Source organism: Flavisolibacter ginsengisoli DSM 18119 (genome assembly GCF_900129295.1).
GTDB lineage: Bacteria > Bacteroidota > Bacteroidia > Chitinophagales > Chitinophagaceae > Flavisolibacter > Flavisolibacter ginsengisoli.
Window position 1 is genome coordinate 68,245 of sequence record NZ_FQUU01000018.1, and the last position, 26,272, is coordinate 94,516.

Consider the following 26,272-nt stretch of genomic DNA (forward strand, 5'->3'; position numbering starts at 1 on the left):
TATGAAGATCGTTTTTGCTCTTGTGTTATCAGTTCTCTGCTTATCCGCTGAAGCCCAACGCAGGCATATCAATTTTGATGACAACTGGAAGTTTCACCTGGGCTCAGCTTCAGATCCTGCCAAAGATTTTAACTATAGCATCTCTACTATTTTTGCCAAAACAGGGGCTGCCTCAGGCACAGCCATTGACCCAAAGTTTAATGATTCAGGCTGGCGACAACTTCAACTACCCTATGATTGGGCTGTTGAACTGCCATTTACCAATGCTGAGAATTTCGATGTAATGGCGCATGGCTATAAGCCAGTTGGTGGTTTATTTCCGGAGACCAGCATTGGTTGGTACCGCAAAGTATTCCTGGTTTCAAAGGCAGACTCAGGTCATCGCTTTCAATTGCAGTTCGATGGTATTTACCGTGATGCGGAAGTATGGATCAATGGATTTTACCTGGGAAATAATAAGAGCGGTTACATGGGCTTCTCCTTTGATATTACAGATTACCTCAACTATGCGAAAGAAAATGTTGTAGTAGTGCGGGTAGATGCCACGCAATATGAAGGATGGTTCTATGAGGGTGCCGGAATTTATCGCCACGTATGGCTAAACCAATACAATAATGTCCATATAGCCACGGATGGTATATATACCCATGCAGCGGTATCACCTGCAAAGGCAGCGGTGACCATTGAAACGACAATACAAAACCAGGATCTTTCTCCATCTGTTGTTTCTGTACTAACGTATATCACTGACCGTAATGGCAAAAAATTGGCCCGGTCAAATGAACAACCCCTTTCATTAGGTGTCAACAATGAGAAGACCATTCAGCAAAATATAAACCTTACTTTTCCGCACCTCTGGTCCCTGGAAGATCCTTACCTGTACCGGGTAGTTTCTCTAATAAAGCAAAAAGGAAGGATAGTAGATAGTGTGGTGAAACGCTTTGGTATGCGCACCATTGACATCAAACCAAATGGTGTATTTCTTAACGGGAAGCATGTTAAGATCTATGGTACCAATAACCACCAGGACCATGCTGGCGTAGGCAGTGCACTGCCCGACTATTTACAATATTACCGGGTACGTTTACTAAAGCAAATGGGTTCCAATGCTATACGAACCAGCCACAACCCGCCAACACCTGAGATGCTGGATGCCTGCGATAGCCTGGGCATGCTGGTGCTTGACGAGAATCGTTTGCTGAATAGCAGCCCTGAATATCTTGGCCAGTTTGAACGCTTGCTTCGACGTGACAGAAGCCGCACTTGTGTATTTCTTTGGTCAATAGGCAACGAAGAAGGTTGGGTGCAAACGCAGGATGTTGGAAGGCGTATTGCCCAATCCCTGCTGGCACTTCAAAAAGAATTAGACCCCACAAGAAAAAGTACCTACGCTGCTGATGTAGCTAATGAATTCCATGGCATCAACGAAGTGATCCCTGTAAGAGGTTTCAATTACAGGCATAAAGGAGTAGCAGATTATCATAAAGATCATCCGGGGCAGCCCATTATCGGCACCGAGATGGGAAGCACAGTTACTACCCGTGGCATCTATACAAAAGACACCATCAATGCCTATGTGCCCGACCAGGATATTACGGCTCCCTGGTGGGCCAGTACAGCGGAAGCCTGGTGGTCTTTGGCTGGACCCAATGATTTCTGGCTGGGAGGCTTTGTATGGACAGGCTTTGACTACCGCGGCGAACCAACGCCCTACCAATGGCCCAATATCAGCTCTCACTTTGGTATCATGGACGTATGTGGCTTCCCTAAAAATATCTATTATTATTACCAGTCCTGGTGGACCGATAACGATGTACTGCACATCTCTCCACATGGGAACTGGAAGGGCAGGGAAGGGCAGCCCATTGATGTATGGGTGAATAGCAATGCCGATAATGTGGAACTGTTCCTGAATGGTAAAAGTCTTGGAAAGAAGAACATGCCCCGCAACAGCCACCTGCAGTGGGCTGTCAATTATGAACCAGGCAACCTGGAAGCTATTGCTTATAAAAAAGGCAGGAAGCTGACCTCTAAAGTGGAAACCACCGGTGCCCCGGCAGAAGTAGTGGTAAGTCCCTATAAGACTACCATGCTTGCTGATGGAATGGACGCCACTGTGATCAATATCAGTGTAGTGGATAAACAGGGACGTGAAGTGCCGGATGCCAATAACCTTATTCATTTTTCCGTAAAGGGTGATGCGAGGATCATTGGTGTGGGTAATGGAGATCCCAGCAGCCATGAGCGGGATAAGTATGAAGACACGGCTGCGCAACGGCATTTATTCAATGGACATTGCCAGGTGATATTGCAATCCGGTAAAAGCGAAAGTACAATTCATTTTGAAGCAAAAGCCGATAGCCTGTACACAGGTGCTACAGATATCATGACCATTCAACCCGGCACGCCTCACCCTGTTTCTACATCAGGCAATTTATTTCCTGCAAAATCATTCACGGGCAGCGAGGTGGATAAGATGCTAGGTGCAGATATTTCTTTCCTGCCCCAGCTGGAAGACAGGGGAATGAAGTTCTATGATAGTGATGGTCAGGAAAAGGATGCTATGAAAATTTTAAAAGCTCATGGCTTTAATTACATCAGGTTGCGCATATTCAATGATCCTGCAAGGGATAGTGGCTACTCGCCTGGAAAAGGTTTTTGCGACCTGCAACATACCATGGCCATGGCCAAACGTATCAAAGCTGCCGGCATGAAGTTGCTGCTTGATTTTCATTACAGTGATTATTGGGCCGATCCGCAAAAGCAATTCAAGCCGGCTGCCTGGAAAGGCCAATCCTTCCAGCAGTTAAAGAAGTCAGTTTATGATTATACCAAAATGGTCATACAGTCATTAAAAGACCAGGGTACGACCCCTGATATGGTGCAGGTAGGCAACGAGATCAACCACGGTATGATCTGGCCTGAAGGAAGCATTGCGAACCTGGATAGCCTGGCTCAATTGATCTATGCTGGTATCAATGGAGTGAAGGCTGTTTCGCCTTCCACCTCCATCATGCTGCACGTGGCCTTAGGCGGACAGAATGATGAAAGCCGTTTCTTTTACGACAATATGATTGCCCGTGGAATCTCCTTCGATGTGATCGGACTTTCCTATTATCCAAAATGGCACAACACACTGGCCGACCTGGAATACAATATTAATGACCTGGCAACCCACTATAAAAAAGATGTGATCGTCGTAGAATATTCAGCTCTCAAAAAAGAAGTGGCTGATATTGCATTCAATGTGGCCGGAGGCCGCGGCAAAGGCACCTGCATTTGGGAGCCACTGAATACCTGGGAAGCCATATTTGATAAACAGGGGAAGGCCACACCTTTTCTTTCTGTGTTCGATGAGTTGAGTGAGCAGTATTTGGGGAAGTAATTGGAGGTTGATAAGTTGAAAAGTTGACGGGTTGATAAGGAGATTAGTCAAGAGTTCGTAGTCGTGAACAAGGGAGCCACAGTGGCAGGGAGGCACAGAGATGCACAGAGACAATTTTCCAGGGTACTAAGATGGGTATTGTTTATAATTGTCAGGATAGCAAAATGTTCTTCTTCCTAAGTTCAATTGACAATTGACCAAAGAATGGTTGCATATGATAGTTCCTTTTTAATCTAATGAACAAGAAACAATAAACAATAAACCAGAAACAAACACTAGTGTTTGGTAAACGCTGCACTCACCACCTTGTTCCCAGCCTGTACCACCAATGAATAAATACCGGCTGGCAGAGCGCTAAGATCAAGACTCCAGGTATTGACGCCGGGAATCACATTTTTCACCCAGGATTTTACCAGCACCCCATTGGAGTTGAATATAAGTACCCTTACTTCCTGCTCTTTGGTAGATTGGTAAAGCACATGTAAAATGGTTTCCACCGGGTTGGGCGACAATTGCATGATGGGGCCAGCGCTGTCTGCATGCACGGTAATTGTTTTACAGGTTCGTGTCTCACATCCCTGGTCTGTAAGAATGGTAAGGCATACCCGGTAATTGCCGGGCGCATCATATTCATGTGTGGTCACCTGCCCGCCACCGGAATGTCCATCACCAAAATTCCATCTCCAGCTGATGGGATGATCGGAAGGATTGGTAACGCTAAAACCTTTGAAGAGTGCCTTTTTTATTCCCACAGTTGATATGGACATATAGCCACCACAAACATCTGCCTCCTGTCCTGCAATTTCAATAACACGGCATTTTTCTGCCATGCACCCCCCATCATACCATAGCTTAACACAAAGCTCGTAACGTCCCGGTCCAGGATATCCATGAACCATGGCCAACTGGCCTTCCCTGGTGGGGTGGTCGGGGTAAATACAGGTGTCACGGCCATCGCCAAAGTTCCAGCAGATCTTCAATGGAACTTTACTGTTCATCACTTCTGCGGAAAACTTTTGTTCCTTACCATTGGATGCCACTATATGAATACCAACAGAGCAATCATGGGAAGGAGGCGGTGGTAATTCAGCTATCGTTACCTGGTGGCAATACCTTGCCTCGCAACCTCCATCAAACAATACGGCAACACAGGCTTCATAATTGCCGGCATGTGCATAAGCATGTGAAACGGTAAATGGTTTGTCTGTTCCCTGTGTATATTCAATACAGGTATCTTTTCCATCGCCAAACTTCCAGCAAAAACGAACAGGCTTCTTGTCGGTACTATTTACAGGTTGCGCTATGAACTGTAGTGCAAGCCTGTTGGAAGCTATTTTTTCTGTTTTGTATTCTATGCGGCAGCTATCTTCTTTGGACACCTTTACCTCGTGGCAATATTCTGCCTTGCAGCCTCCCTGGTATTGAACCTTGACACAAACAGTATAGCTTCCTTTTTCTTTATAATGATGGTACACCGCGTAATTATGTGGCGATGCTGGGTTGTATTGAATACAGGTATCCGTATGATCGCCAAAATTCCAGCAGACCAGTTCCGGCCTGTGGTCTCCGGAAGTATAGACCTGGACTACAAACAGTTTGGTAAGCGAGTCGTTTGTGTTGCCCACTTCAAACCCTGCCTTGCAATCGCTGGTTGTTTCCGATATACGCACTTCCTGGCAATGGTCTGCCGTTGCCATCGAATCATGTTCCCCGGTATAGGCATAGATCAGCAGGCAAACTTTATACAAACCATTGGCGGCATAACTGTGCCGGGTACCCGATGAAGCAGCGGTAACAGCTCCTGTGCCATCTCCAAAATTCCAAAAGGCCTTCCTGTTAGCGCTGCTGCTGAACTGGGAAGTATTATTAATAGTGATGGTGCGGTTGGTGCCAATGGCAATGGTGAAGTTGGCAATATCCTGGGCTTTGGTAAATAGGAAACTGCTTAAAGCTGCCAATAGCAGGTAAAAAGATCTCATAAATAGTTTTTAAGGAGATGCTAATCCTACAAGATCCAGCGAAATGTTAGGACAGGATACCGGTGCAATGGTTTAACAAAGTTTCTACTATTTGTTCAATTCCCTGTTGATGAGTTTTAAATATAGTTGAAAAGTTGAAAGGTTGACATGTTGACAAGGGAAGAAGCCCGTTTTAAAAAAGCAAGTGTTGAAGTAAGACTGTCGTTTACTTACCTATTCAATCTTACATTTTATATATTAATATCCTTCTGTTTTTCAATAACAAATTTTACCAGGTCCTCCAATGCTATCCCGGCCTTGTTAACAGCGTCAGTAATATCTTCCCTGCTCACCTGGGCGGCGAAAGAAGGGGTCTTCAATTTCTTTTGAATGCTTTTTACATCCATGCCTTCATAGCGGTTGGGACGTATCAGTGCAGCCGCATGAATAAAGCCTGATAGCTCGTCGATGGCATAGATCATTTTATCCATAGTGCTTTGAGGTTCTACGCCAAAATGCCGGGGACCATGAGATGCAATACATTGGATAACGGAAGGATCGATATTTCTTTTTTCCAGTTCTTCAATGATGATCCTGCAATGGTCATTGGGGTATTTTTCCCAATCCGCATCATGAAGCAATCCGGCCAGCCACCATTTATAGGCTTCAGTTTCCGGTAAGCCTTCTTTTTCCAGGGCCCATGCCTGCATCACGCCAGCCACCTGTTTCATGTGAAGCCGTAAACGTTCATTCGGTACCCAACTGTATAAAAGGTCCAGTGCTTCTTCTTTGGATAAAACGTTTCCTTTATTGGCCTCATTGCCAAAGCTTGTCCTGCCCAGCGGTTGAATTGTTTCCATGGATTAAAGATAGAGAGTAGGATAATGAAAAATACAAACCAGGGTTTGGCCAGGCTCCTTGCCAAACTAAAAGAATATCATTTTAAATGTCTATTCGGGTTCAATATCCATTCGCTTTAACAAGCCGTCCTGTAAAGTGTAAATATGTTTTACAGTCCCGTCAAAAATCTTATTGCCTTGTATATCCTTAACATTTTGATGAACTATAACTTCTAAAGTTCCGTTTGGCCTTTCGTTAATTGCCACAGGTTCCACATTGAGATTTATTTCTGTCCATTGCCTGGTCCAATATTCCCTTATTTCGTTCTGTCCATTCGCATAACCCCCTTCAAATGCTTTTGGCCATTGAACTTCCGGGTGCATGGTTGAAAGCGCCTTATCAATATCTCTTGCATTGAAGGCTGCATAGGCTTTCCTGATTAACGCTTCGTACGGGGAGGCCATAAAGTATTTCTTTCAAAGTTAGTGGTTGGTCAGTATGACATTCAGCGATAAAGCTTTCAGGTTAATGCTACCAGCTTTCAACTGGCGGTGGCGTATGCACTCCCCAGGTTTTATTGGGCTCCGGGCCCATGGTAAATTCCACCGACGACCCATTAAGGATATCCTGGTGGGTGATATAGGTCTTTGTATACGCCTTTCCATTCATCTTCATGGATTGTATATAAATATTCTCTTTGGAAGCATTCTTCACCAGCACCCTGAATTTTTTGCCGTTGTGCAGATCAATGGTCGCCTTGCTTAAGAGGGGAGAACCAATAGCATAGATACCATTGGCAGGATTCACAGGGTAAAAACCCATGGCACTGAAAATATACCAGGAAGACATCTGGCCGCAATCTTCATTGCCCGAATATCCTGCAGGTTGATCATCATATAACTCATTCAATACTTTATTTACATAAAACTGTGTCTTCCACGGTTCGCCTGCATAATCATATAAATAAGCGGCATGGTGACTGGGTTCATTTCCATGTGCATATTGCCCAATAAAACCGGAAGCATTTCCATTCTTTCGTTTCACCGTATCCACCAATGTGAAAAATTCATCCAGCTTGTTTACAAATGCTTTTTTGCCTCCCATCAGGTTCATAAAGTCCGGCACATTATGCGGTACATACCATAAGTACTGCCAGGCATTGCCTTCGGTGTAAGGCTGGCCACCATTTCCACCGTATTGCAAGGGGTCAAAGGGCTCCATCCATTTACCATCCTTGTCCTTTGCCCTGAAGAAACCTGTACCCGTTTCAAATAAATTCCTGTAGTTACCGGAACGTTTAATAAAGAAATCATAATCATCCTTCTTGCCCAACTTCTTTGCCAGTTGTGCCACACACCAATCATTGTAAGCCGTTTCCAGGGTTATGGAAACCGACTGCGATTGCAGGTCTTCGGGCATATAGCCGTACTTATCATATATGCCAAAGGGTGATTGAATATGGTCCCGGGTAGAAGATCCTTTAATAGCTTCATAGGCTTTGTTCACATCAAAACCCTTTATTCCTTTTAGTGCCGCATCAACAATAACAGGAATGGCATGATTGCCGATCATGCAATAGGTTTCCACACCCCACAAAGACCAGATGGGCAAAATGCCATAACTATCATAGTGCCGGATCATGCTGTTGATAAAACCTGCCGTTCGCCCGGGTTGTACAATTGTGTACAGCGGGTGTGCAGCCCGGTAAGTATCCCATAAGGAAAAAGTAGAATAATGAATTTTATCGGCGGCACGGCCGGTGGTATAATCAGCAGCAGGATAATCGCCATTTACATCAGCCGTATTGTTTGGCTGGATAAAGGCATGATACAGGCCTGTATAAAAAATGCGTTTCTGTTTATCAGTGCCTTCAATTTGAATTTGCTTTAGTTCTTTTTCCCAGGCGTTTTCTGCATGGACAACTACCTGGTCAAAATTCCACCCGGGAATTTCTGCAGCTAAATTTTCCTTAGCATTGGCAACGCTTATGGCAGACAGGCCAACTTTAACCAATACCTGTTCATTGGCAGTGGATGCGAAATTGAAAATCGCCTTAATGCCCTCAGCCCCCATCACTAGCGGTTTGTTCTCATAAACACGTTTACCATCAATCAGGATATTGGAGGTGAAAGGTTGGGAGAATTCGGCCCTGAAATAGACGCGGCGCATCTTGGCCCAACCGGTCAAAACACGATAGCCTTCAATGGTCCTGTTATCAACAATTCTTATTTCCGCAGAGATGATCTTTGCTGACCTGTTGCCGGTTCCTTTCAGGCGGCTGTGATCCATGTCTATGACAAAACCTGCCCCGGCACTTTGTGGAAAGGTGTAACGATGAAAACCTGCATGTTCCGTGGCTGTTAATTCGGCATTTACATTATAGTCGGTCAGTTTCACCTGGTAATAACCAGGCCTTGCCTGTTCCTGGCTGTGGCTAAAAGCGGAACGAAAATCTCTTGATGCACTGTCTTTATAATCAGCAGCTTTTTTTACATCGCCGGTTATAGGCATGATTAACACATCCAGCAGGTCGGCGATGCCGGTACCGTTTAGGTGTGTATGGCTAAAGCCAACGATTGTATTATCATTATAATCGTACCCGGAGCAGGGTCGATTTACTTCATGTTTGGTATCAGGACTCAATTGCACAAAACCAAAGGGCATGGTAGCACCGGGAAAGGTGCAGCCCGGCAAACTTTTTTTATCAACTGCGGCCGTTCCAATAAACGGGTTTACATAACTGGTAACTTTTTTATTTACCGTTTGCGCAGGCAGTTCTAAAAAAGAACCAAGAATAATGAGGAGAGTGACCAGGTAATTTTGATAGGGTTTCATTTATTCAGATTTTCGTCAACCAGCGGGTTTTCTAAGAAGACTGGCGAAAATACTGATAATATGCTCCCACGCTACTACTTTATAAGGATTGCTTCAAAGTAACTATGCCTCTTTCCAGGTTAGAAGCAACAATAAATGGTGCAGCTATTTTCCGGTGCTTTTATCAGAGGTAAATCTTTTTTAGTATCAAACCATTTTAGGTAACTGTTATTAATTTGAAAACATAGGCGGGTGCTGCTGATGGTAAGTTGTCATCTGCTGAAACTTTTTAGCGAACGCAGCTATTACTGCCTCACTGTATAATTTACCACCTATGAGAGTAATGCTGGGTGGTGCATTACCCGCAGCAGCGTTACCGGCCGGTAATGTGATACAGGGATTGCCGGTAAGACAGGTCAGCGCCATGGGCTCATCGGCCATGCTGGGCACAATGATAATATCGTATTTGCTCAATAAGGGAAAGGCCTGCTGCATCACCATGTACCGCAACCGGCATACGGTAAGGTATTCAACCGCCGGTATAAACCGTGCACTTCTCAGCATGTTCGGGTAGCGGCTTTGCCATTGCTGCACCATCAGGCTATCCTTACCTGATCTTGTGAGGGGATCAAAGGCGGCAGCTGCTTCTGCAGCCCAGATGGTTGTAAGCAGGTCATTCGTATGCAGGTTGGATGGGAAGTCGATAGCTGTAACCTGCACGCCTGCATCCTTTAAAGTTTTAATAACAGCTTTTTCTGCGCTGTTGCCGGGTAAGGTGTCAATATAGTTTTTCGCATACGCCACCTTAATGTTTTTAAGATCCACAGTACCTGTATAATTAAAAGGCATTGTACGTGAGGCACGATCATATGTATCACTGCCATGTATAAACGCAAAAACAAGGGCGGCATCTTCTGCGTTGCGGCAGATCGGGCCAATACGGTCTGAGGTCCAGGCAAGGTTCATACCACCGGTTCGGGCCACACTGCCAAATGTTGGCCGCAAGCCGGTGGCTCCACATACAGCAGAAGGCGCTACTATAGAGCCGTAGGTTTCTGTACCAATAGCAAATGGTACCAGGCCTGCAACGGTTGCCGATGCCGAACCCGCAGAGGATCCGTTGGAACCCTGTTGTAAGTTCCAGGGGTTTTTAGTCTGCCCGCCAAACCATATATCGTCCATCGCCAGCTCGCCCATAGATAGTTTAGCAATTAATACAGCGCCGGCCTTTTCCAGTTGCTGGTACACGAAGGCATCTTCCTCTATCACCTGGTCTTTAAAAGGGGGCGTGCCATACGTGGTGCGGGTGCCCTTCACAGCAAACAGGTCTTTCAACCCATAGGGTATGCCCTGCAGTGGACTTTTATAAATGCCTTTGGCAAAGGCAGCATCAGCCTTTTTGGCTTGTTCAATGGCTATTTCTTCCGTAAGACTGATCACACAATGGAGGGTATCGCCATATTTCTTCAACCGGTTGATAAAGAACCGGGTTAACTGAACGGAAGTAGTTTTATGATGCCTGAGCAACGATGCCAACTGGGGAATGGTATAAAACGCAAGCTGGTTGGTATCAGCAGGCATTGCCAAACGTTCAGGAATATTCCAGGTAATGGCTTGTTGTTTTGTATTGAAAGTCATTGCCGGCAATACCGGGTCAAACCAGTTGGACAGGGGCACACTATTGGGTAAATTAAATCCATGCAGGTATTGATAGAGCTTCAGGTTGGCCTTCAGTTGATTCAACATAGAATCTCTTTTGGCGGCTGTAAAATGCAGGTCGTACATTTTTTCTGTATTAATAATTTCGCTCACCGAAATCTCTTGCGCACGGATAGATGGTGTAAGCACCAAAAGTGAAGTAAAGCAAACAATAGTTTTGATCAGCCTGTATACATTTTGCATACATACAAATTACAGATTTATAGGATCACTCTTAATTTGGAATTAAAAACTAAGTGGTTATTGGTAATGTAAGCAGCAGCATTTTTTTTGGCCCCTTCAAAATCTTTCTTTTGAATCGCCAGGATTCCATATTTCACCTTCAAGTTGGAATTCTTTAAATATACGCTTCGCATCGTCAACAGTCCACTTTGTCCATTCGGGGTTTAAATGGTTGCCGTACCATCTTTTTGAGAAGTCCCAAATTTTCTCAATGGGCTGGATATCACCTTTTGGAATATTATGTTTCCTTGTCCAGCTATTTACTTGTTCTTCGTTTTCAAAAACCAGCATATTACTACAAGTGTATATCACATTATCCCAGGCCTTTTTCATTGATATTGGAAAATGCACGAAAAGATTTTTTTCTTGAACTGCTCCGTTCAAAATATTAATTTCAATCTGTTTGGTTTCCCCTCCAATTGTTGTTGTTATTTTCAAGTCTTCTTTAAGAAGTGCTGCTATACCTAATGAACACCAGGCACAATTCCCCCACCATTCTCCTTTTTCTGATCTCACGAAAAAATTAGTCGGCGCTAATGAAAAAGGATGTATCACCCAAACCTTTGGTTCTTTAGGGTGTAAAACAACACCGTGATACTCTTGTAATTCGTATAAACCTTTAATTACTTCCTGTTTGCCTGCATTAAGCGTGTCAGCCAGTTGGTCAATAGTTGTTGCAAAACCATTTTCAATAATCCCTTTGATTATATGATAATGAAGATTTGAATTTGTTACCATTTTTACATCTTTGAGTTCTTTGAACTTGATTCAACGCTGAATGCATTGTTGAAGAAAGACCTGGCAGTACATTAGGTAATTGTTATATCAAAGTAATGAATTTATTTTTCTGTTTCAAAGTAGATGTTATTGCAACTGATGAAGAATAGCTTCTGTCAACCCGGCTTTTGAAAATTCATTTCTTAGCGGCTTGATTTGTCTGCAAATTGAATGTAACTCTCATTCGCAAACTCTTTAAAGTAGAATATTTCAAATACTATTTTTGATAGAATTAGTTGCACCCTGTTTAAGAGGTCTTCTTTATCACCTGAAAGTGTCAAACAAAGTTTGGTTTCAGATTCAGCTAATTCGAAGCCCATATTTTTAAAAGCATTTATGTGATCCTCATTAAGAATCCATTTTTTCGTATGCTGTTTAACATATGGCAACGTAAGTTTTAGTACCTTCTTCGAATAGCTAATGCTTAAGAATAAATTGTCAGTCTTTTTTAGAACCAACCTTAGATTTTTAATCTTCTTGTCTACGAGCTTTTTAAGCGTTTCGTCAAGCAGGGTTTCATGACCTGGAAGTGTAGCCTGTTTTGGAGTTTGATTTAGTCTTTCTAATGCCTCCTTTTCATGTTGTAGCCTTTTTTCTAAATACTCCTTCATATTGGTTAAGCTTTCAACCTCAATTTGCTTTTGCAAGCCATGGATCCATCTTTGCCTGGATTCCTTTTCATCATATAGCTTATCCTCAATATTATTCAACGTTTGAAGTCTTCCATTTAATTGATGCAAAGCCTCTGAATGGTAATGAGCCATTAAATATTCTGTTTCTGCTATGCACGCGTCAATAAGTTTTTGAAGCCTGATTTTCTCTTCTTCGTAAACTGAGATTAAAAGTTTTAATTGATCGTCCACTGGATTATTTAAGCAGGTCGTTAATTTCTAAAGCTTTTGTGAATCGGTAGGCGCCGTGTTCCTTTCGCTGCATTTTTTCTTTGTTGTCAAATACCATTTGTTGGCCAAATTAACATTCAAGCCGCTATTTTACAAACGGTCAGTTAACTGCTTTGCATCATTATTTAATAAGTTGTACAATGCCTCGAAGTTTACACAATCTCTTTTGTAGGTATTGGGTTGTGCATCTGGCCTGGAATTGAACAAGAGTTCATTTTCCCTGAATAGAATAGTAATGTTTTCTCCCCATGACGTAAGTGAAGTTGGTGTCCTTGCAGAAATATAAGAACTATTCTTTTCTAGTATTGTCCATTTGAGTTGCTTTAAATACTCCTCAATGTTGGTGAGTTGAAAGGAGGTTACAGGAATTGAATAGAATTTTCTTTCCGCTTCAATTCGTTTGCTATGGTAAATGATAAAATATACTGCAAAGCCCAAAAGTAGAATAGCCCAGGAAGCACTAAATTTTGTCAGCCCTATTTCTATTGGAATAATGAGTCCAAGGAACAATAAAAATGCAGGAAAGAGCATAACCACATACCTGTTCCAGATGTCATCATACTGAAGCGGCCATTTGAAGTTTGAATCAATATAGTCAATATCCTTCTGTGTTAAAGGTGCCAACTATTTAAACTTGATTTTAATGAATATTGTGATAGCACTGAAACCAACCTTTGTGTATTATTGGTATTTGATAATCTTGCAATATTTATACACTGATTATGTACCGGTGCTTTTCTTCTAGGCATTTCACCTACTCCGTTTAATGTTTTAGCGGAGTATTTTATGTTCAGTTATATCAAGAGTGTTTGATAGCTTTCTATCTAAGTTCTGGAAATATGTTTATTAAGGATTTATAGAACATTTATCAAACAGGTACTTGACCTCAATATCAGATAAGGTTCGTGTATAGATTCGAATATCGTCCATTTTTCCGTTGAATCCATTATGGTCACCTGACCACCAATTTGCAAGGATAAACTGTCCATTCACACAATGATTAATGGTATGAATATCTATTGTTTGGCTATTAACCAGGCTGCCATTTATATAGAGTTTCATAGTGCCATTGTTAAAGGTTATAATAACATGATACCAGGCAAAAGGATGAAACACCCTGGGATTCGATAACAAATATCCATTTGCGGGAATTTGGTCACAGATTTGATCCTGGTTAGTAGTAATAGAAAAACGTGCTACATCCCCATTTATCACATTATCAATTCCAACATTAAACGATGCCGCCTTGCCTGTGTTGTAATCCTGCTTACCAAAAAACAATCCTCTGTTTTCCCTGGGCATAACAGTCAGAGAAACTGAAAAAGCGGTTGCACTAGGGAAAAGTGCACCGTCTGCAATAGAAGCATAATTCTCATATCCATTGAAGTCAAGCGCGCTCAGATCATTGCCATGTATGTCATAGCTGAGTGATGCGCCGTTCTTTAGCGTTAAAGCATGGTTATTACCACTTGCATCGCTGGTATTACCCTCAATTGGATAGTATCCCCATAAACTATCATTAATATGCTTCCCGATTATATCGGACTTCCAAACCGTGTCTTGTTTAGTAATTTCCTTTGTACAAGAAGAAACGCCTATCTGGGTTGAAAGCAATAGTATAAAAAGTAGGGTGCCATAAAGACTATAAATAACTTTTTGCATATTCAATGGGTAGGTTTTGGTGTCAAAGACTTAGAAAATTCAATTTAAAATTTAAATATATCTATAAATATTTAATGACATGCTACCTTTTCAATTTTTCCACCCTTCCGCTATTTGCAAAAGTATTTGTAAAGAAGTGATCTCTTATATTCTCTCGCTTCATTAATGTTCTACAATTCGATTTTCTTATTGCATAAACTTGCTTACAATGATTACAGATAGAGAAGAGCATTTATGTTCTTCAGCTAATATTACATAAACATGCATGTTGTGAGTTGTTATTCTTTCTCGCTTTCTTTCTTATTCAACTTTCAATAGTGCCATTATGCGCCCCTGTCACCACACCTGCTATTCTAATTTCACCCATTCATCCACGATCTTTTCTTTTGGCTTTAGCAGTACTGTTTTTAACCCCCTGAAATTATCCCTTACCCTGCCAGCTAAACAAATGGGAATCTCGTAGTCCTTATAAAAACTTCCTGCAAAAACTATATCCCAATCAAAATCATGCTCCTCATGGGTAAGATATTCCTTATCCTCTGCTGTGGGTGGTTCGCTGATAATGATGGTCAGATTTTCTTTCTTCCGTTTCTTTGGCTTCTTCAATTTACTATTTGTCCTGGCATCTGCTTCCCTTAGTAAGGCTGGTATGCTCAACTCAAAATCTGCGGCACTGATGGCCATGCAATGCAGGGAGTGTAAATAGCTATGCAGCCTGCGCAGTACATCTTCCTCTTGTATGCGTTCATGAACAAGGGCAAGGCCTTGCTTTCGGCAAAGTGAAGCGAGTGTCTTGCATTTGTAGCCAGGCAGTACATAACGGTAAACCAGTGACCACAAGGTATTGGCCCTTCCAAAGCGTGAAGAACTGGCCCTGGAGCCTGCAAAAGCAGCGTCAGAGAAGAATCGTTTGCTATCTACACCTGGTTTTTCCCTGGCCAGGTAATCATCTTCTTCCTGGTAAAAATTAATGCCCTGGATGGTGCCGATTGCTTTAATAGAACTTATCTGCCTGGCCATAATAGGATTGGATTTAGATACACAAAATACTAAAATAATTAGTATTTTAGATGTATCCCTTCTTCGATATTTATCCACAGCTATCCCTATCCGTATTCCTGGTTACTATATATCAAAGGTATAGCTTCGCCCTATCTACTCCCTATCTACGGTATGGATACTCCGTACCAGTACGGAGTATCTATACCTTTCCTATACAGTACATAGGAAGGAGCTATAAAGGAGATATATCTAACTGATGAATAAGAATAGGGTATGCTGAAGTGTTTCAATTAAACAGATAGAATTGTAACATAGATAAACATCCAATGGACCATTGTTCAGTTGGAGTCAGCACCCCGCCGATAGCTATATATAGGATTTCTAATGAGTACCATCATAGTCTGACAACTTGACTCCCTATTTTTTTAATTTGCCTTCCCTTCTTTTAGTCATTTCCAGGGAGAACTGGCGCAGGCGGCGGTGGCGGTGGTGCTGGCAGTTTACCATAACGAAGCCTTGCTTTTGCTGCTTGTTCTTTTTTGTCAAGGTTGTATGTTTCTTCGCTGCCATTTTTTAGTTGCACACGAAGTGTTTTTCCTTCATCCGACCAGCCAAGGCCTTCTACTTGCGGGTTGCGGTGCAAGAAAGCCTCGTAAGCGCCAGAGGATAATTTATCAACCTTTGCGGGAGGAGTTGGAGGTGCAGGAGGTGGGGCAGGAGGTTCTGCCATATCTGCCTGAACTACTACTGGTGGCGGCGGAGGTGGTGCACTGAAATTAACACCAGGTACAGGCGGTGGTGGAGGCGGTGGTGGGAGTTTTTTGCCTTGTTGCTGTGCCATAACCATTCCTGCTGAAAACAGAACTACTGTGAGAGACATAATTTTTTTCTTCATAATTGGTTTTGTAATGAGATGCCTCAACCATTTTATTCCATAAACCCTTTCTAGAATTTTATTAATGGCGGCACCTGGTTGGGATGAATGGAAATGAAGAGATTGTTTTTTTAAAAACTTAAAACAGGTACATGTAGTAGAACCTTATTTAATTTTATTGCATGAAATGCCTGATCGTTGATGATAATATAATTGCCCGCACTACATTGAAGCAACTTGTGAGCCAGGTAAGTGACCTGCAATTGAGTGGTGAATGCGCTTCTGCCATGGAAGCTTATAACGTGCTACGTGAAAAACCGGTTGACCTTTTATTACTGGATATTGAAATGCCGGGAATGACGGGCATAGAACTCACCCGGAATTTACAGGCGGAAAGGCCAATCATAATTTTCACAACGTCAAAAAAGGAATATGCAGCTGAGGCATTTGACCTGAATGTGGCTGATTATATAGTAAAACCAATTACCCCGGGCCGGTTTCTGCAGGCAATAGATAAGGCCAGAGAAATGCTTCAATGTAATTCGGAACAGGTAAAGCTATCCGATGAGGAATTTATTTTTATCAGGGATAGCAATATTGTTAGAAGATTGAAACTTTCAGATATTTTATATGTGGAAGCAATGGGTGATTATGTAAAACTGCATACTGCTCAAAAATATTTTGCTATCCATGCCACCATGAAGGAAGTGGAACAACGCTTACCCTCCTCGCGATTTTTAAGAGTGCATCGTTCCTTTATAGCTGCCATAGATAAGATCGATACCATCCAGGAGGGTACCCTCATCATTAACGGAAAGCCGGTGCCAGTGGCTGATGCCTACAGGGCCGCACTTAACAAAAGGATGAATGTGCTTTAAAGTTACCGACTGCTTTTTCCCATTTAGCGACTGCTTTTCCTTTACTGTCTTTTAGGGATTCTGGCTTCTTATCCTGCTTTCTAATTTTAATAGTGCATCGAATTAAAAACAGCAATGCTGTGGATTTTCGATGATCAACATGTGTTCTTTCTGCTATCGCAGGAATCGGTTTATGTTTTGGTTTGGTTACAGCCCTGGTCTTAACCAGGGCTTGTTTTACAACATGAAAATTTTGTATACCATATTATTTTTTGCAGATACAATGATGCTCATCACTGTTGCTTATTTGTTCCTGCACCTGTCAGATGGAGGCATGAGTGTTGAATTATTTATGCTGCTTAGCATTGCCCTGCTGGCCTGCATTGCGATACTCATACTTGTACTGGTGCACTATTTAAAGCTTCCTTCTAAATCAGCTCGGTAAAATGCTCTAAATTAGCCTTAACACAAGCAGTAATGACAGGCAAGCGCATCATCTTTTATATATTGGCTGCTTTCATTGCCGGCAATCTCCTGGTCATCTTCATTCAATACAATTCCGCCAAAAATATCAGGCAACTGGTAGGCGGCAATGAAAAATTATTACACGAGCTGACGGTGAAAAGCCAGTTGCAGGAACTGGAGGAAGATATACTATCCGTTGAAAACAAGATCAGGGGAACGGTCACTACCAGCGATACTTCGTATATAGAAGGACTGGAAACGCAGATTGCCAGGGTGGAATCAGATCTTGACAGGTTGCAAAAGATAAGTGATGATGACAGCTCCATAGAATACATTGACCAACTGGATCACCTGGTGCGTCAGAAATTGCTCTTCAATAACCAGATCGTTGATTCATTTAATGTGGCTGGTAAGGCCACAGCTGAAAAGATAATCGCTACCCAGCGGGGGAAAAGACTTACGGATTCAATACTGCAGGTCATTCAAAAGATCATCACCATCAGGCAAAGCCTGTTGTCCAACATAACAGGTTCGCTGGATAAGAGCGGTAAGGATGCCCAGCGGTTTGGAACTTTACTCATCGTACTGGTATTGGTAACGGGTGCTGCTTTGTTCTGGTACATCATTAATATCATTCGTAATCAGTACCAGTTAATTGACCAGTTGCATATTTCTGAAAAGAAAGAAAGGGAAGCTGCAAGGGTGAAGGAGAACTTTTTGGCCAATATGAGCCATGAGATCAGGACGCCTATGAATGCCATCATAGGCTTTACGCATTTACTGGAAAGAAGGGCGCTGGACACTGAATCAAAAGAATATGTAGGCATCATACAACGCTCGGGTGAGAATTTGCTTTCTGTGATCAATGATATTTTAGACCTGTCGAAGATTGAAGCCGGTATGATGCGGATAGAGACAGTAGTATTTCATGTTGAAGAGTTATTTCAATCTGTCGAATCACTGTTTAGTGAAAAAGCTGCGGGGAAAAACATAATGCTTACAACAGATATAGCAGGAGATGTACCGCAGGTGCTGGAAGGTGATGCTACGCACCTGACCCAAATACTGGTGAACCTGGTGGGTAATGCCATCAAGTTTACGGATAAGGGTGCTGTAAGGATATCCGTATCCAACGAGGGTGTTTCCGAGGAAGGCGTGAAATTGGGTATTATGGTGAGCGACACCGGCATAGGTATAGCTAAGGATAAACTAACAGCCATATTTAACCGTTTTCAACAGGCCGAAGATTCTGTAACACGCAACTATGGGGGGAGTGGTTTGGGACTGGCTATTGTGAAGGACCTGGTAACACTTATGCATGGACATATAGAGGTGGGAAGCGAGGAAGGAAAGGGCACCAGTTTTCACCTGCAGGTACCATTTAAATTGTCGGGGGAGACACCACCGGCACTAACACGCATATCCCAGCCAGGAGAGACGACATACGATACCTTTCACCATGTTCATATACTGGTGGTGGAAGATAACCAGGTCAATCAATCTTTGTTGCAGCAGCTTTTTAAACAATGGCAATTATCTTTTGACCTGGCGCAAAATGGCAAAGAAGCCATTACATTATTACGTGCCCGGAAATATGACCTCATATTGATGGATATTCAAATGCCGGTCATGGATGGCTATACCGCAACAACAGAGATCAGGAAGGTATTGAAAATTGATACGCCCATTATTGCTATGACGGCGCATGCGTTGAGTGGAGAGCGTGAAAAATGCCTGGGTTTGGGAATGGATGAATACATTTCCAAACCGGTTCGTGAAGAAAATCTTTTGCAGTTGATTCAAAGATTTATACCTGTATATAATCCTATTGCTGCTGGAGCTGTTGTTTCAAGAAAGGCACCTGGTGTATATCAATACATCAACCTGGATTATATGAAAGAAATCAGTGCAGGCAATAGTGAATATGAAAAGGCAGTAACAGGACAGTTCCTTGAAGCCATGCCTGTAGAATTGCAGGACCTGGAGCAAGCCTGGCGAGCAAAAAATAATGATGCCCTGAAAAGGGTGGCGCATAATATGAAGACTACCATTAGTGTAATGGGATTGAACAATCTCCTGGGCGCAGACCTTGACCTGGTGGAAAATTTGAATAATGGCCAACATATCCAAGGGGAAACAATTGATACTATAATTTCAGTAGGCCGTATGGCTATTGTAGAAGCCCGGCATTTTTTAGCTAGTCTTAATGATAGTTAGCATTTAAGATTGAATACAACTATTTTATCCTGCCATGAAATGGATTATATTTTTATTACTTCACCTTTCTTTTAACAGGTTTATAACTGTAACCATTCAACGTAGCTGAATGCTGGATAACCAATTGGCGAATATTCCCTTACAAGGTATTTTCCCAGTATCTGTTTTTGATTTTGCCCCGCCATCGATAGCTTTTGCCCAACCATCGACTGCCTCTTTTTACCCTACGGTGCCTGGCGTAGCTTACATAGGTCAAACAAAGGTCATGGCAAATTCAAACAGGCTCCGGCAATTTCATTATTCGGTTTCTTCTTCAGCGCTGGCTGTATCAGAAGAAAATTACCCGGACCAACAGGTTGACCAGCGTCCCTTGTTGAATGTTGTAATTGATTTTGAAAAAGGAGACCTTTTGTTGGAAGGCTTTTATACATTCATCATGGCTTTTAACCAGCAATGCCAGTTACATAGGTACAGGCCGGATGCTGAACGCTTGAAGATCAGTGCCTCCATATTACCTGCCTGTACTTTAGACCTGGAGGATCCACAGATAAATGGAACAGTTTGTAACCTAAAAGGAATTATTAGCGATGAGTTTTCCAGGAGTTTATGCTCGGGATTATTGGTAATAGATACGATAGGAGAGAAAGTAGGTCTTTACCAGCAACAATGGAATATTAAACTATTCCTTTATGATATACAGTTTGACAACTGTGAGCTTCAGTTCAAACTGCCTTTGTTTTTACATGCTTTCAATGATCATGATAATTAATAATTTTTCAAACACTTAAAAAACAAACAATGAAAAAACTACTCTTCGCAGCTCTTGCTATAATAGGTTTCAGTGCTGCCAGCTATGCACAGACCACAACTGCTGCACAAAAGAAAGACGCCCCAAAAATGCAGGTGGTAAAAAAATCAACTAGTAAGCAAACTGCACCAGTTGTTACTATGCCTGCTGCCAGCAAACCTACAACTGTAGGCACTACTGCTGCAACTCCTGTAAAAGGAAAGGCTACCACTACCAAGGTGAAGATCAAGGAAAAAACAACAGCCCCGGCAACTACAAGCACCACTGTTGTTAAAAAAGACGGTACCCCGGATATGCGCTATGCGGCCAACAAGAAGGCAAAGACCACTGTCCATGTGAAAAAGGATGGTTCTGCAGACATGCGTTTCAAAGAGAACAAAAAGCACAGTTAGTTTTGACACCTGCATTTGGTCTAGCCCTGTAGGTTTACTACAGGGCAATGCAGGTTTCATTGCCCATCATAAAATTTCAAATGATGAAAAAGGGGCAGGGAAACAAGACATCCCTGGATGCACTAAAGAATTACCACAGGGAATTACTGGCGATACTGGTGCTGCTATTGGCCATTGTTTTTTTTCGCAGTGAGCGAAAGGAATTACATACTATCATTCCCCGACTGCAACTTGCCAACCATGGCTGGGAGCTTGCGGGGATTTTTGTTACCATTCTTTACATAGCTGCGCAGGCAGGAATATACAGGAAAAGCTTTGCCGCCGTTGGTTTGGATCTGCCATTTGGAAATGCCATTCAACTCTTCTTAAAAAGGAATCTTGTAAGTGTTTTTTTGCCAGCCGGCGGAATAAGCTCGCTGGCCTATTCTCCGGCACAGGTGCGAAAGCCCGGATTCAGCAAAGCACTGGTATTCGAGGCAAGCGCCTTGTTTGGATTGATAGGCTTGATGACCGTATTTATCGCTGGCTTGCCTGTGGTGCTATTTACCCTTTTACATGCCCACATCTTCCACCATGCAGCCATAGGCCTTTTGGCGCTCTTTGTTTTATTAGCAGGCCTTGCAAAGGCTCTTTATTCTTTTAAGACAAAGGGCCGTTTATACCATTGGGCCACTTCTAAATTACCATCACAGGCACCGCTTTTCAGGGAACTTGTAGAGGGTGAAATTAAAAGCAAACCATTAGCCCATGCAGTATTGTATTCCCTTGCGGTGGAAGCCTTGTGCATGCTTAATGTGTATGTGGCCATGCTTGCCCTGGGTGTGCCGGCTTCGTTGCTGGCTGCAGCCACGGGCTATATCATAGCAGTACTACTGATGATCATTTCTCCCTTCCTCAGGGGCCTTGGTGCCGTTGAATTGGCAATGGTTTATGTGTTGCAAATATTTGGCTATACTGCCATACAGGCTCTGTCTATTGCCATACTATTTCGCGTTTTTGAATTCTGGTTACCCTTGCTGGGTGGGCTGCTGGCATTTGCCTGGAAGGGCAGGAGGTTATTCCTTCGCCTTGCACCGGCCGTTCTTACCTTTTTTTTGGGAATAGTCAATATCATTTCAGTGATTACGCCACCGTTGACCTCGCGCCTCGTTGCATTGAGGGAATACCTGCCCCTGGGCGCTATACATGCTTCACGCCTGTTGGTATTCTTAGTTGGCCTTTCTTTGTTGGTAACAGCTTCGTACCTGTTAAGAGGGTTCAGGGCCGCATGGGTCATCGCTCTCAGCCTGACAGTATTATCAATCATAGGACATGTGACCAAGGCCCTTGACTATGAAGAATCAATACTGGCCACTATTACGCTACTGGTATTGATCGCCACTTCGGCTTCCTACCAGTTGCGTACAGGAAAATACTGGTCGCAACTGGGCGTTAAAACAGCAGCTACCAGTTTTGCCAGTGTGCTGCTTTTTACATTTATTAGCTTTTATTTTATTGATAAACGGCATTTTGCACTGGATTTCAGTTGGCAACAGGCTATAGTGCATAGCTTAAAAAGTTTTTTATTGGTGGAGGATACTTCCCTTCACCCTGTAACCTGGTTTGGAAGGGAATTTATCTGGCTGATCCGCAGCCTGGGTTTTCTTACCTGGGGTTTCCTGGTGTTCGCCCTGCTAAAACCAACCATGCATACAACTGCACATTCCCTATCCAATAAGGAGCGTGCAGCTTATTTATTAAACCGGTTTGGCGATTCTGCCATTGATTATTTTAAGCTCTATAAGGACAAGTTGTATTTCTTTTCAGGTATATGTGAAGCCTTTATTGCCTATCGTATTGCCCGGGGTTTTGCCATTGTGCTGGAAGAACCTGTTTGTGCTGAACAAAACAAGATCGCTGTGCTAAGGGAGTTTGACCAGCATTGCAGGAAAATGGGATTGAAGACTGCATTTTACAGGGTAGATGAGCATAGCATGCCATGGTTTGATGAACTGAAAAAGTATAAATTGAAAATAGGCCAGGAGGCTCTACTTGAGGTAAGGCAATTTACGCTTGAGGGCAGGGAGCAGAAATCCTTGCGCAATGGGTTGAATAGCCTGGAGAAAAAAGGGTTCAGGGTTTCCCTTCATCATCCACCTCATGAGGCCTCCTTCTTAAAAGAGTTACACACGGTTTCGGATGAATGGCTTGAGCACTATCATAAAGTGGAGATGTTGTTTGCCCAGGGCATTTTCGATGCCAGGGAATTGCAAAAGCAGGATATTATTTGCCTAAAGGATGCGGAAGGAAAGGTAAAGGCATTCCTGAACATTATCCCTGACTATGCAGAAGATGAATGTACATACGACCTGATACGAAAAACAGCTGATGCGCCGGCGGCTGCTATGGATGCGCTGGTAATCAGGCTGATTGAATATGCCAGGGAAAACAATAAATTATGGCTAAACCTGGGCCTGGTTCCCATGACCGGGGTCGACCAGCCTGGTAACATAGGTGAGCATCTTATTAAAATGGCTGCTGCCAGGATTAAACGCTTCCAGCATTACAAAGGTTTACGGGAATTCAAAAATAAATATGCAACCTTATGGGAGAACAAGTACCTGGTATTTGAGAATGAAATAGACCTTGTTCAATTACCCCTTGCATTAAATACAGTAATGAAACCATGAAAAAGATAGTTTCCTTTTTTATCATAATAAGCAGTTTGGCGGGAAGGTTGTTTGCACAACAGGAACCACTCCCTGTAAAACAATGGACTGCTTCTGGTGAAAAGCCTTTTGTATTCTTCATTAGCGGCGATGGTGGCGTACGCCATTTCTTTGCTGATCTTTGCAAGGACATTCACCAGGCAGGCTATACAGTGGCGGCCCTGGATGCAAATGGTTTTTTCTGGAACAAAAAATCTCCCCAACAAGCCGCTGAGCTCATCGCAGCTTACCTGGAAGGGCAGCTATCACAAAGACCAAATGTAAAGCTGGTATTAGCTGGCTATTCTTTTGGAGCAGATGCAGTTCCCTTTATTGTAAATGCGTTACCACTAGCGCTGAGACAAAAATTACTTACTGTTTTATTATTGTCACCTTCAGCTTCAACGGACCTTGAAATACATGTTGCGGACATGTTTATTGAAGGCCGTAAAAGAAGTATGGATGTGCCCCAGGCTATCAACCATATGGGTGAAACCAAAACAGTAACCATAATGGGTAGTGAAGAGCGCCAGTTTCCTGTCGCCAGTATCACGTTGAAGAATTACACCAACGAGGTCATTCCTGGGGGTCACCATTTTGATGGACACCCGGACCTGGTAGCCAGGACCATGCTTCAGTTCTTACATTAAACAGGTTACCGGGGAGTGAATCTCCAGTAATACCATCCCTTCATAGGTAACAGTCAACAACATTTTTCATGCGACAGGTGCCTTGTGGATGATCAATTTGTTGAGCGTTATTAAGGGTTTTTATGTAATGGGTTAAAATATTTGTCATGAACTTCAAGCCTTTATCATAAACTTGCTTTTAAAGAAGAGTACGCTTGAATAGGATTTATTATTAGCCTGATTAAACATATTGAACCGGTTCTTGCCAGCCGGAACAAACCGTATCTTCTCTATGAGAACCTAAAAACGAAAAGAGCCCTCCAGGGGGCTTTTTTCATTGTTTTGCTTTCCAGGGAAACCTTTGCTGGTATTGATTTCGGAATAATTTTTGCTGAATTCCTGGCCGTAACCGAATGCCGCTATCATGGAAAAGGATCTTTCTCACCTGGACTTAGTGTCCTTATTAGATCTGTATAATACTGAGTTGGAAAGCCTGAACAAGAGGTTGCTGTCCGGCGAAAGCTGGGAGGCAGTATCCGACCAGCGTAAGATTGTAACCAGGCTGGCTTCTATTATACACAAGAAAGAACCCCACCTGGATCTTTTGAAATTAAATGTTCCGGGAGAATTGCAACCTGGAAGCCAGCCCTCCAAAACAGAAAGTTAGTGGCTCAGCCATTTGTCTTTTTTTGGAGACATTATTAGCTTGTGAAGGTGAAGTCCGGTATTGTTCTTTATTTTCTGGATGTTTTAAGGCTCGGGAAATCCTGGCAAGGATGATTGGATCAGACCTGGCATGAGGCGAGCAATAATTAGCAAGTTTTTTTACAATTTAATAGTGCCGGGGGTGTTATTAGAACAGGTAGTTACTAATTAATCTTTCAGTTTTTATAAATGTCATAAAAACCCTTTCATTGAACAAGAATCGAAGATTCTGGAAGTAAATGAGATATCTTATTATATCTCAATCGCTTGAGGAGATAATTGTTAAAATAAAATAAAAAGGAAAATAAATTTGGCAGGGTAAGAAAAGCGTGTACATTTGCACTCCCAATCGAAAAAAGCACGGTTGGAAAGTTCTTCGAAAAGGTAAAAAACAGGTGAGGCGATAGGGCCTTATAAGATTCGATTTCTTATCATCTGGCAGAAGTTTTCCTATATTATTCTTTCGGGGGTAGTAGGGGTAAGCAAGTTCTTTGAAAGTTTGGAAGCAACAGCAAGCGCAGGTCTCTTTTGTGAGGGATCTGCAACTCAAAAGGTAAGTCAAGCGAATAAAATTCGAAATTGACTCGTTAATTTTTCAAAATTTGAGAATTTAATAGTCAGTATCAAAACTCATTTACAATGGAGAGTTTGATCCTGGCTCAGGATGAACGCTAGCGGCAGGCTTAATACATGCAAGTCGAGGGGCAGCAGGACTGTAGCAATACAGTTGCTGGCGACCGGCAAACGGGTGCGGAACACGTACGCAACCTACCCAAAACTGGGGAATAGCCCGGGGAAACCCGGATTAATACCTCGTAACCTATTGGAGTGGCATCACTTTAATAGTATAGCTCCGGCGGTTTTGGATGGGCGTGCGCCTGATTAGGTAGTTGGTGAGGGTAACGGCCCACCAAGCCTGCGATCAGTAACTGGTGTGAGAGCACGACCAGTCACACGGGCACTGAGACACGGGCCCGACTCCTACGGGAGGCAGCAGTAAGGAATATTGGTCAATGGACGCAAGTCTGAACCAGCCATGCCGCGTGAAGGATGAAGGTCCTCTGGATTGTAAACTTCTTTTATATGGGACGAAACCCGGGAATTCTTTCCCGATTGACGGTACCATAAGAATAAGCACCGGCTAACTCCGTGCCAGCAGCCGCGGTAATACGGAGGGTGCAAGCGTTATCCGGATTCACTGGGTTTAAAGGGTGCGTAGGAGGGTAGGTAAGTCAGTGGTGAAATCTTCGAGCTTAACTCGGAAACTGCCGTTGATACTATCTATCTTGAATACCGTGGAGGTGAGCGGAATATGTCATGTAGCGGTGAAATGCTTAGATATGACATAGAACACCAA

20 protein-coding genes and 1 rRNA gene are annotated in these 26,272 nt (G+C 42.9%); 10 read left to right on the top strand and 11 right to left on the bottom strand.

Features of this window, described 5'->3' with window-relative positions:
- Position 1: 1 nt before the first annotated feature.
- Positions 2 to 3,385, top strand: a complete 3,384-nt coding sequence (galA, locus tag BUA53_RS17350; RefSeq protein ID WP_072836659.1) for a beta-galactosidase GalA — start codon at positions 2 to 4, stop codon at positions 3,383 to 3,385.
- A 275-nt stretch (positions 3,386 to 3,660) separates the two neighbouring features.
- On the opposite strand, the gene BUA53_RS17355 is transcribed toward galA, so the two are convergent.
- The 11 genes from BUA53_RS17355 to BUA53_RS17405 form a co-directional block, all read right to left on the bottom strand.
- Positions 3,661 to 5,364, bottom strand: coding sequence for a PKD domain-containing protein (locus BUA53_RS17355; RefSeq protein WP_072836660.1), 1,704 nt, complete (start codon positions 5,362 to 5,364; stop codon positions 3,661 to 3,663).
- Between the two features lie 230 nt (positions 5,365 to 5,594).
- The gene (locus BUA53_RS17360) at positions 5,595 to 6,203 is read right to left on the bottom strand and encodes a hydrolase (protein ID WP_072836661.1); all 609 of its coding nucleotides are present in this window, start codon (positions 6,201 to 6,203) and stop codon (positions 5,595 to 5,597) included.
- A 90-nt stretch (positions 6,204 to 6,293) separates the two neighbouring features.
- Positions 6,294 to 6,647, bottom strand: coding sequence for a nuclear transport factor 2 family protein (locus BUA53_RS17365; protein ID WP_072836662.1), 354 nt, complete (start codon positions 6,645 to 6,647; stop codon positions 6,294 to 6,296).
- Between the two features lie 67 nt (positions 6,648 to 6,714).
- A complete protein-coding gene (locus BUA53_RS17370; protein ID WP_072836663.1) occupies positions 6,715 to 9,018 on the bottom strand; it encodes a GH92 family glycosyl hydrolase in 2,304 nt (767 codons plus the stop codon).
- Positions 9,019 to 9,228: 210 nt separating this feature from the next.
- Positions 9,229 to 10,899 carry an amidase gene (locus tag BUA53_RS17375; RefSeq protein ID WP_072836664.1) on the bottom strand — a complete coding sequence of 557 codons (1,671 nt, stop codon included), beginning with the start codon at positions 10,897 to 10,899 and terminating at the stop codon, positions 9,229 to 9,231.
- A gap of 96 nt (positions 10,900 to 10,995) precedes the next feature.
- Positions 10,996 to 11,676: an alkylmercury lyase family protein gene (locus BUA53_RS17380; protein ID WP_072836665.1), complete on the bottom strand. Its 681-nt coding sequence runs from the start codon at positions 11,674 to 11,676 to the stop codon at positions 10,996 to 10,998.
- A 182-nt stretch (positions 11,677 to 11,858) separates the two neighbouring features.
- Positions 11,859 to 12,578 (bottom strand): hypothetical protein, encoded by a 720-nt coding sequence (locus BUA53_RS17385; RefSeq protein WP_072836666.1) that lies wholly within the window; start codon positions 12,576 to 12,578, stop codon positions 11,859 to 11,861.
- Between the two features lie 129 nt (positions 12,579 to 12,707).
- Complete coding sequence (locus BUA53_RS17390; protein WP_072836667.1) at positions 12,708 to 13,241, bottom strand: hypothetical protein; 534 nt, start codon at positions 13,239 to 13,241, stop codon at positions 12,708 to 12,710.
- Between the two features lie 222 nt (positions 13,242 to 13,463).
- Positions 13,464 to 14,279, bottom strand: coding sequence for a LamG domain-containing protein (locus BUA53_RS17395; RefSeq protein WP_072836668.1), 816 nt, complete (start codon positions 14,277 to 14,279; stop codon positions 13,464 to 13,466).
- A gap of 348 nt (positions 14,280 to 14,627) precedes the next feature.
- The gene (locus tag BUA53_RS17400) at positions 14,628 to 15,299 is read right to left on the bottom strand and encodes a hypothetical protein (RefSeq protein ID WP_072836669.1); all 672 of its coding nucleotides are present in this window, start codon (positions 15,297 to 15,299) and stop codon (positions 14,628 to 14,630) included.
- Between the two features lie 427 nt (positions 15,300 to 15,726).
- Positions 15,727 to 16,176: a hypothetical protein gene (locus tag BUA53_RS17405; protein WP_072836670.1), complete on the bottom strand. Its 450-nt coding sequence runs from the start codon at positions 16,174 to 16,176 to the stop codon at positions 15,727 to 15,729.
- Positions 16,177 to 16,337: 161 nt separating this feature from the next.
- On the opposite strand from BUA53_RS17405, the gene BUA53_RS17410 reads away from it, so the two are divergent.
- The 9 genes from BUA53_RS17410 to BUA53_RS17450 form a co-directional block, all read left to right on the top strand.
- Positions 16,338 to 17,033 carry a LytR/AlgR family response regulator transcription factor gene (locus BUA53_RS17410; protein ID WP_072836671.1) on the top strand — a complete coding sequence of 232 codons (696 nt, stop codon included), beginning with the start codon at positions 16,338 to 16,340 and terminating at the stop codon, positions 17,031 to 17,033.
- A gap of 223 nt (positions 17,034 to 17,256) precedes the next feature.
- Positions 17,257 to 17,457, top strand: coding sequence for a hypothetical protein (locus tag BUA53_RS17415; protein WP_139256477.1), 201 nt, complete (start codon positions 17,257 to 17,259; stop codon positions 17,455 to 17,457).
- A gap of 32 nt (positions 17,458 to 17,489) precedes the next feature.
- Positions 17,490 to 19,694 (top strand): response regulator, encoded by a 2,205-nt coding sequence (locus BUA53_RS17420; protein WP_072836673.1) that lies wholly within the window; start codon positions 17,490 to 17,492, stop codon positions 19,692 to 19,694.
- Between the two features lie 109 nt (positions 19,695 to 19,803).
- Positions 19,804 to 20,463 (top strand): hypothetical protein, encoded by a 660-nt coding sequence (locus BUA53_RS17425; protein WP_072836674.1) that lies wholly within the window; start codon positions 19,804 to 19,806, stop codon positions 20,461 to 20,463.
- A 29-nt stretch (positions 20,464 to 20,492) separates the two neighbouring features.
- Positions 20,493 to 20,894 (top strand): hypothetical protein, encoded by a 402-nt coding sequence (locus BUA53_RS17430; RefSeq protein WP_072836675.1) that lies wholly within the window; start codon positions 20,493 to 20,495, stop codon positions 20,892 to 20,894.
- An 80-nt stretch (positions 20,895 to 20,974) separates the two neighbouring features.
- Positions 20,975 to 23,563 carry a phosphatidylglycerol lysyltransferase domain-containing protein gene (locus BUA53_RS17435; RefSeq protein WP_245793202.1) on the top strand — a complete coding sequence of 863 codons (2,589 nt, stop codon included), beginning with the start codon at positions 20,975 to 20,977 and terminating at the stop codon, positions 23,561 to 23,563.
- A complete protein-coding gene (locus BUA53_RS17440) occupies positions 23,560 to 24,231 on the top strand; it encodes an AcvB/VirJ family lysyl-phosphatidylglycerol hydrolase (protein ID WP_072836677.1) in 672 nt (223 codons plus the stop codon). Before BUA53_RS17435 ends, BUA53_RS17440 begins: the two co-directional genes overlap by 4 nt.
- 403 nt (positions 24,232 to 24,634) lie before the next feature.
- Complete coding sequence (locus tag BUA53_RS17445) at positions 24,635 to 24,877, top strand: hypothetical protein (RefSeq protein WP_072836678.1); 243 nt, start codon at positions 24,635 to 24,637, stop codon at positions 24,875 to 24,877.
- Positions 24,878 to 25,551: 674 nt separating this feature from the next.
- Positions 25,552 to 26,272, top strand: a 16S ribosomal RNA gene (locus BUA53_RS17450); the annotation flags it as partial.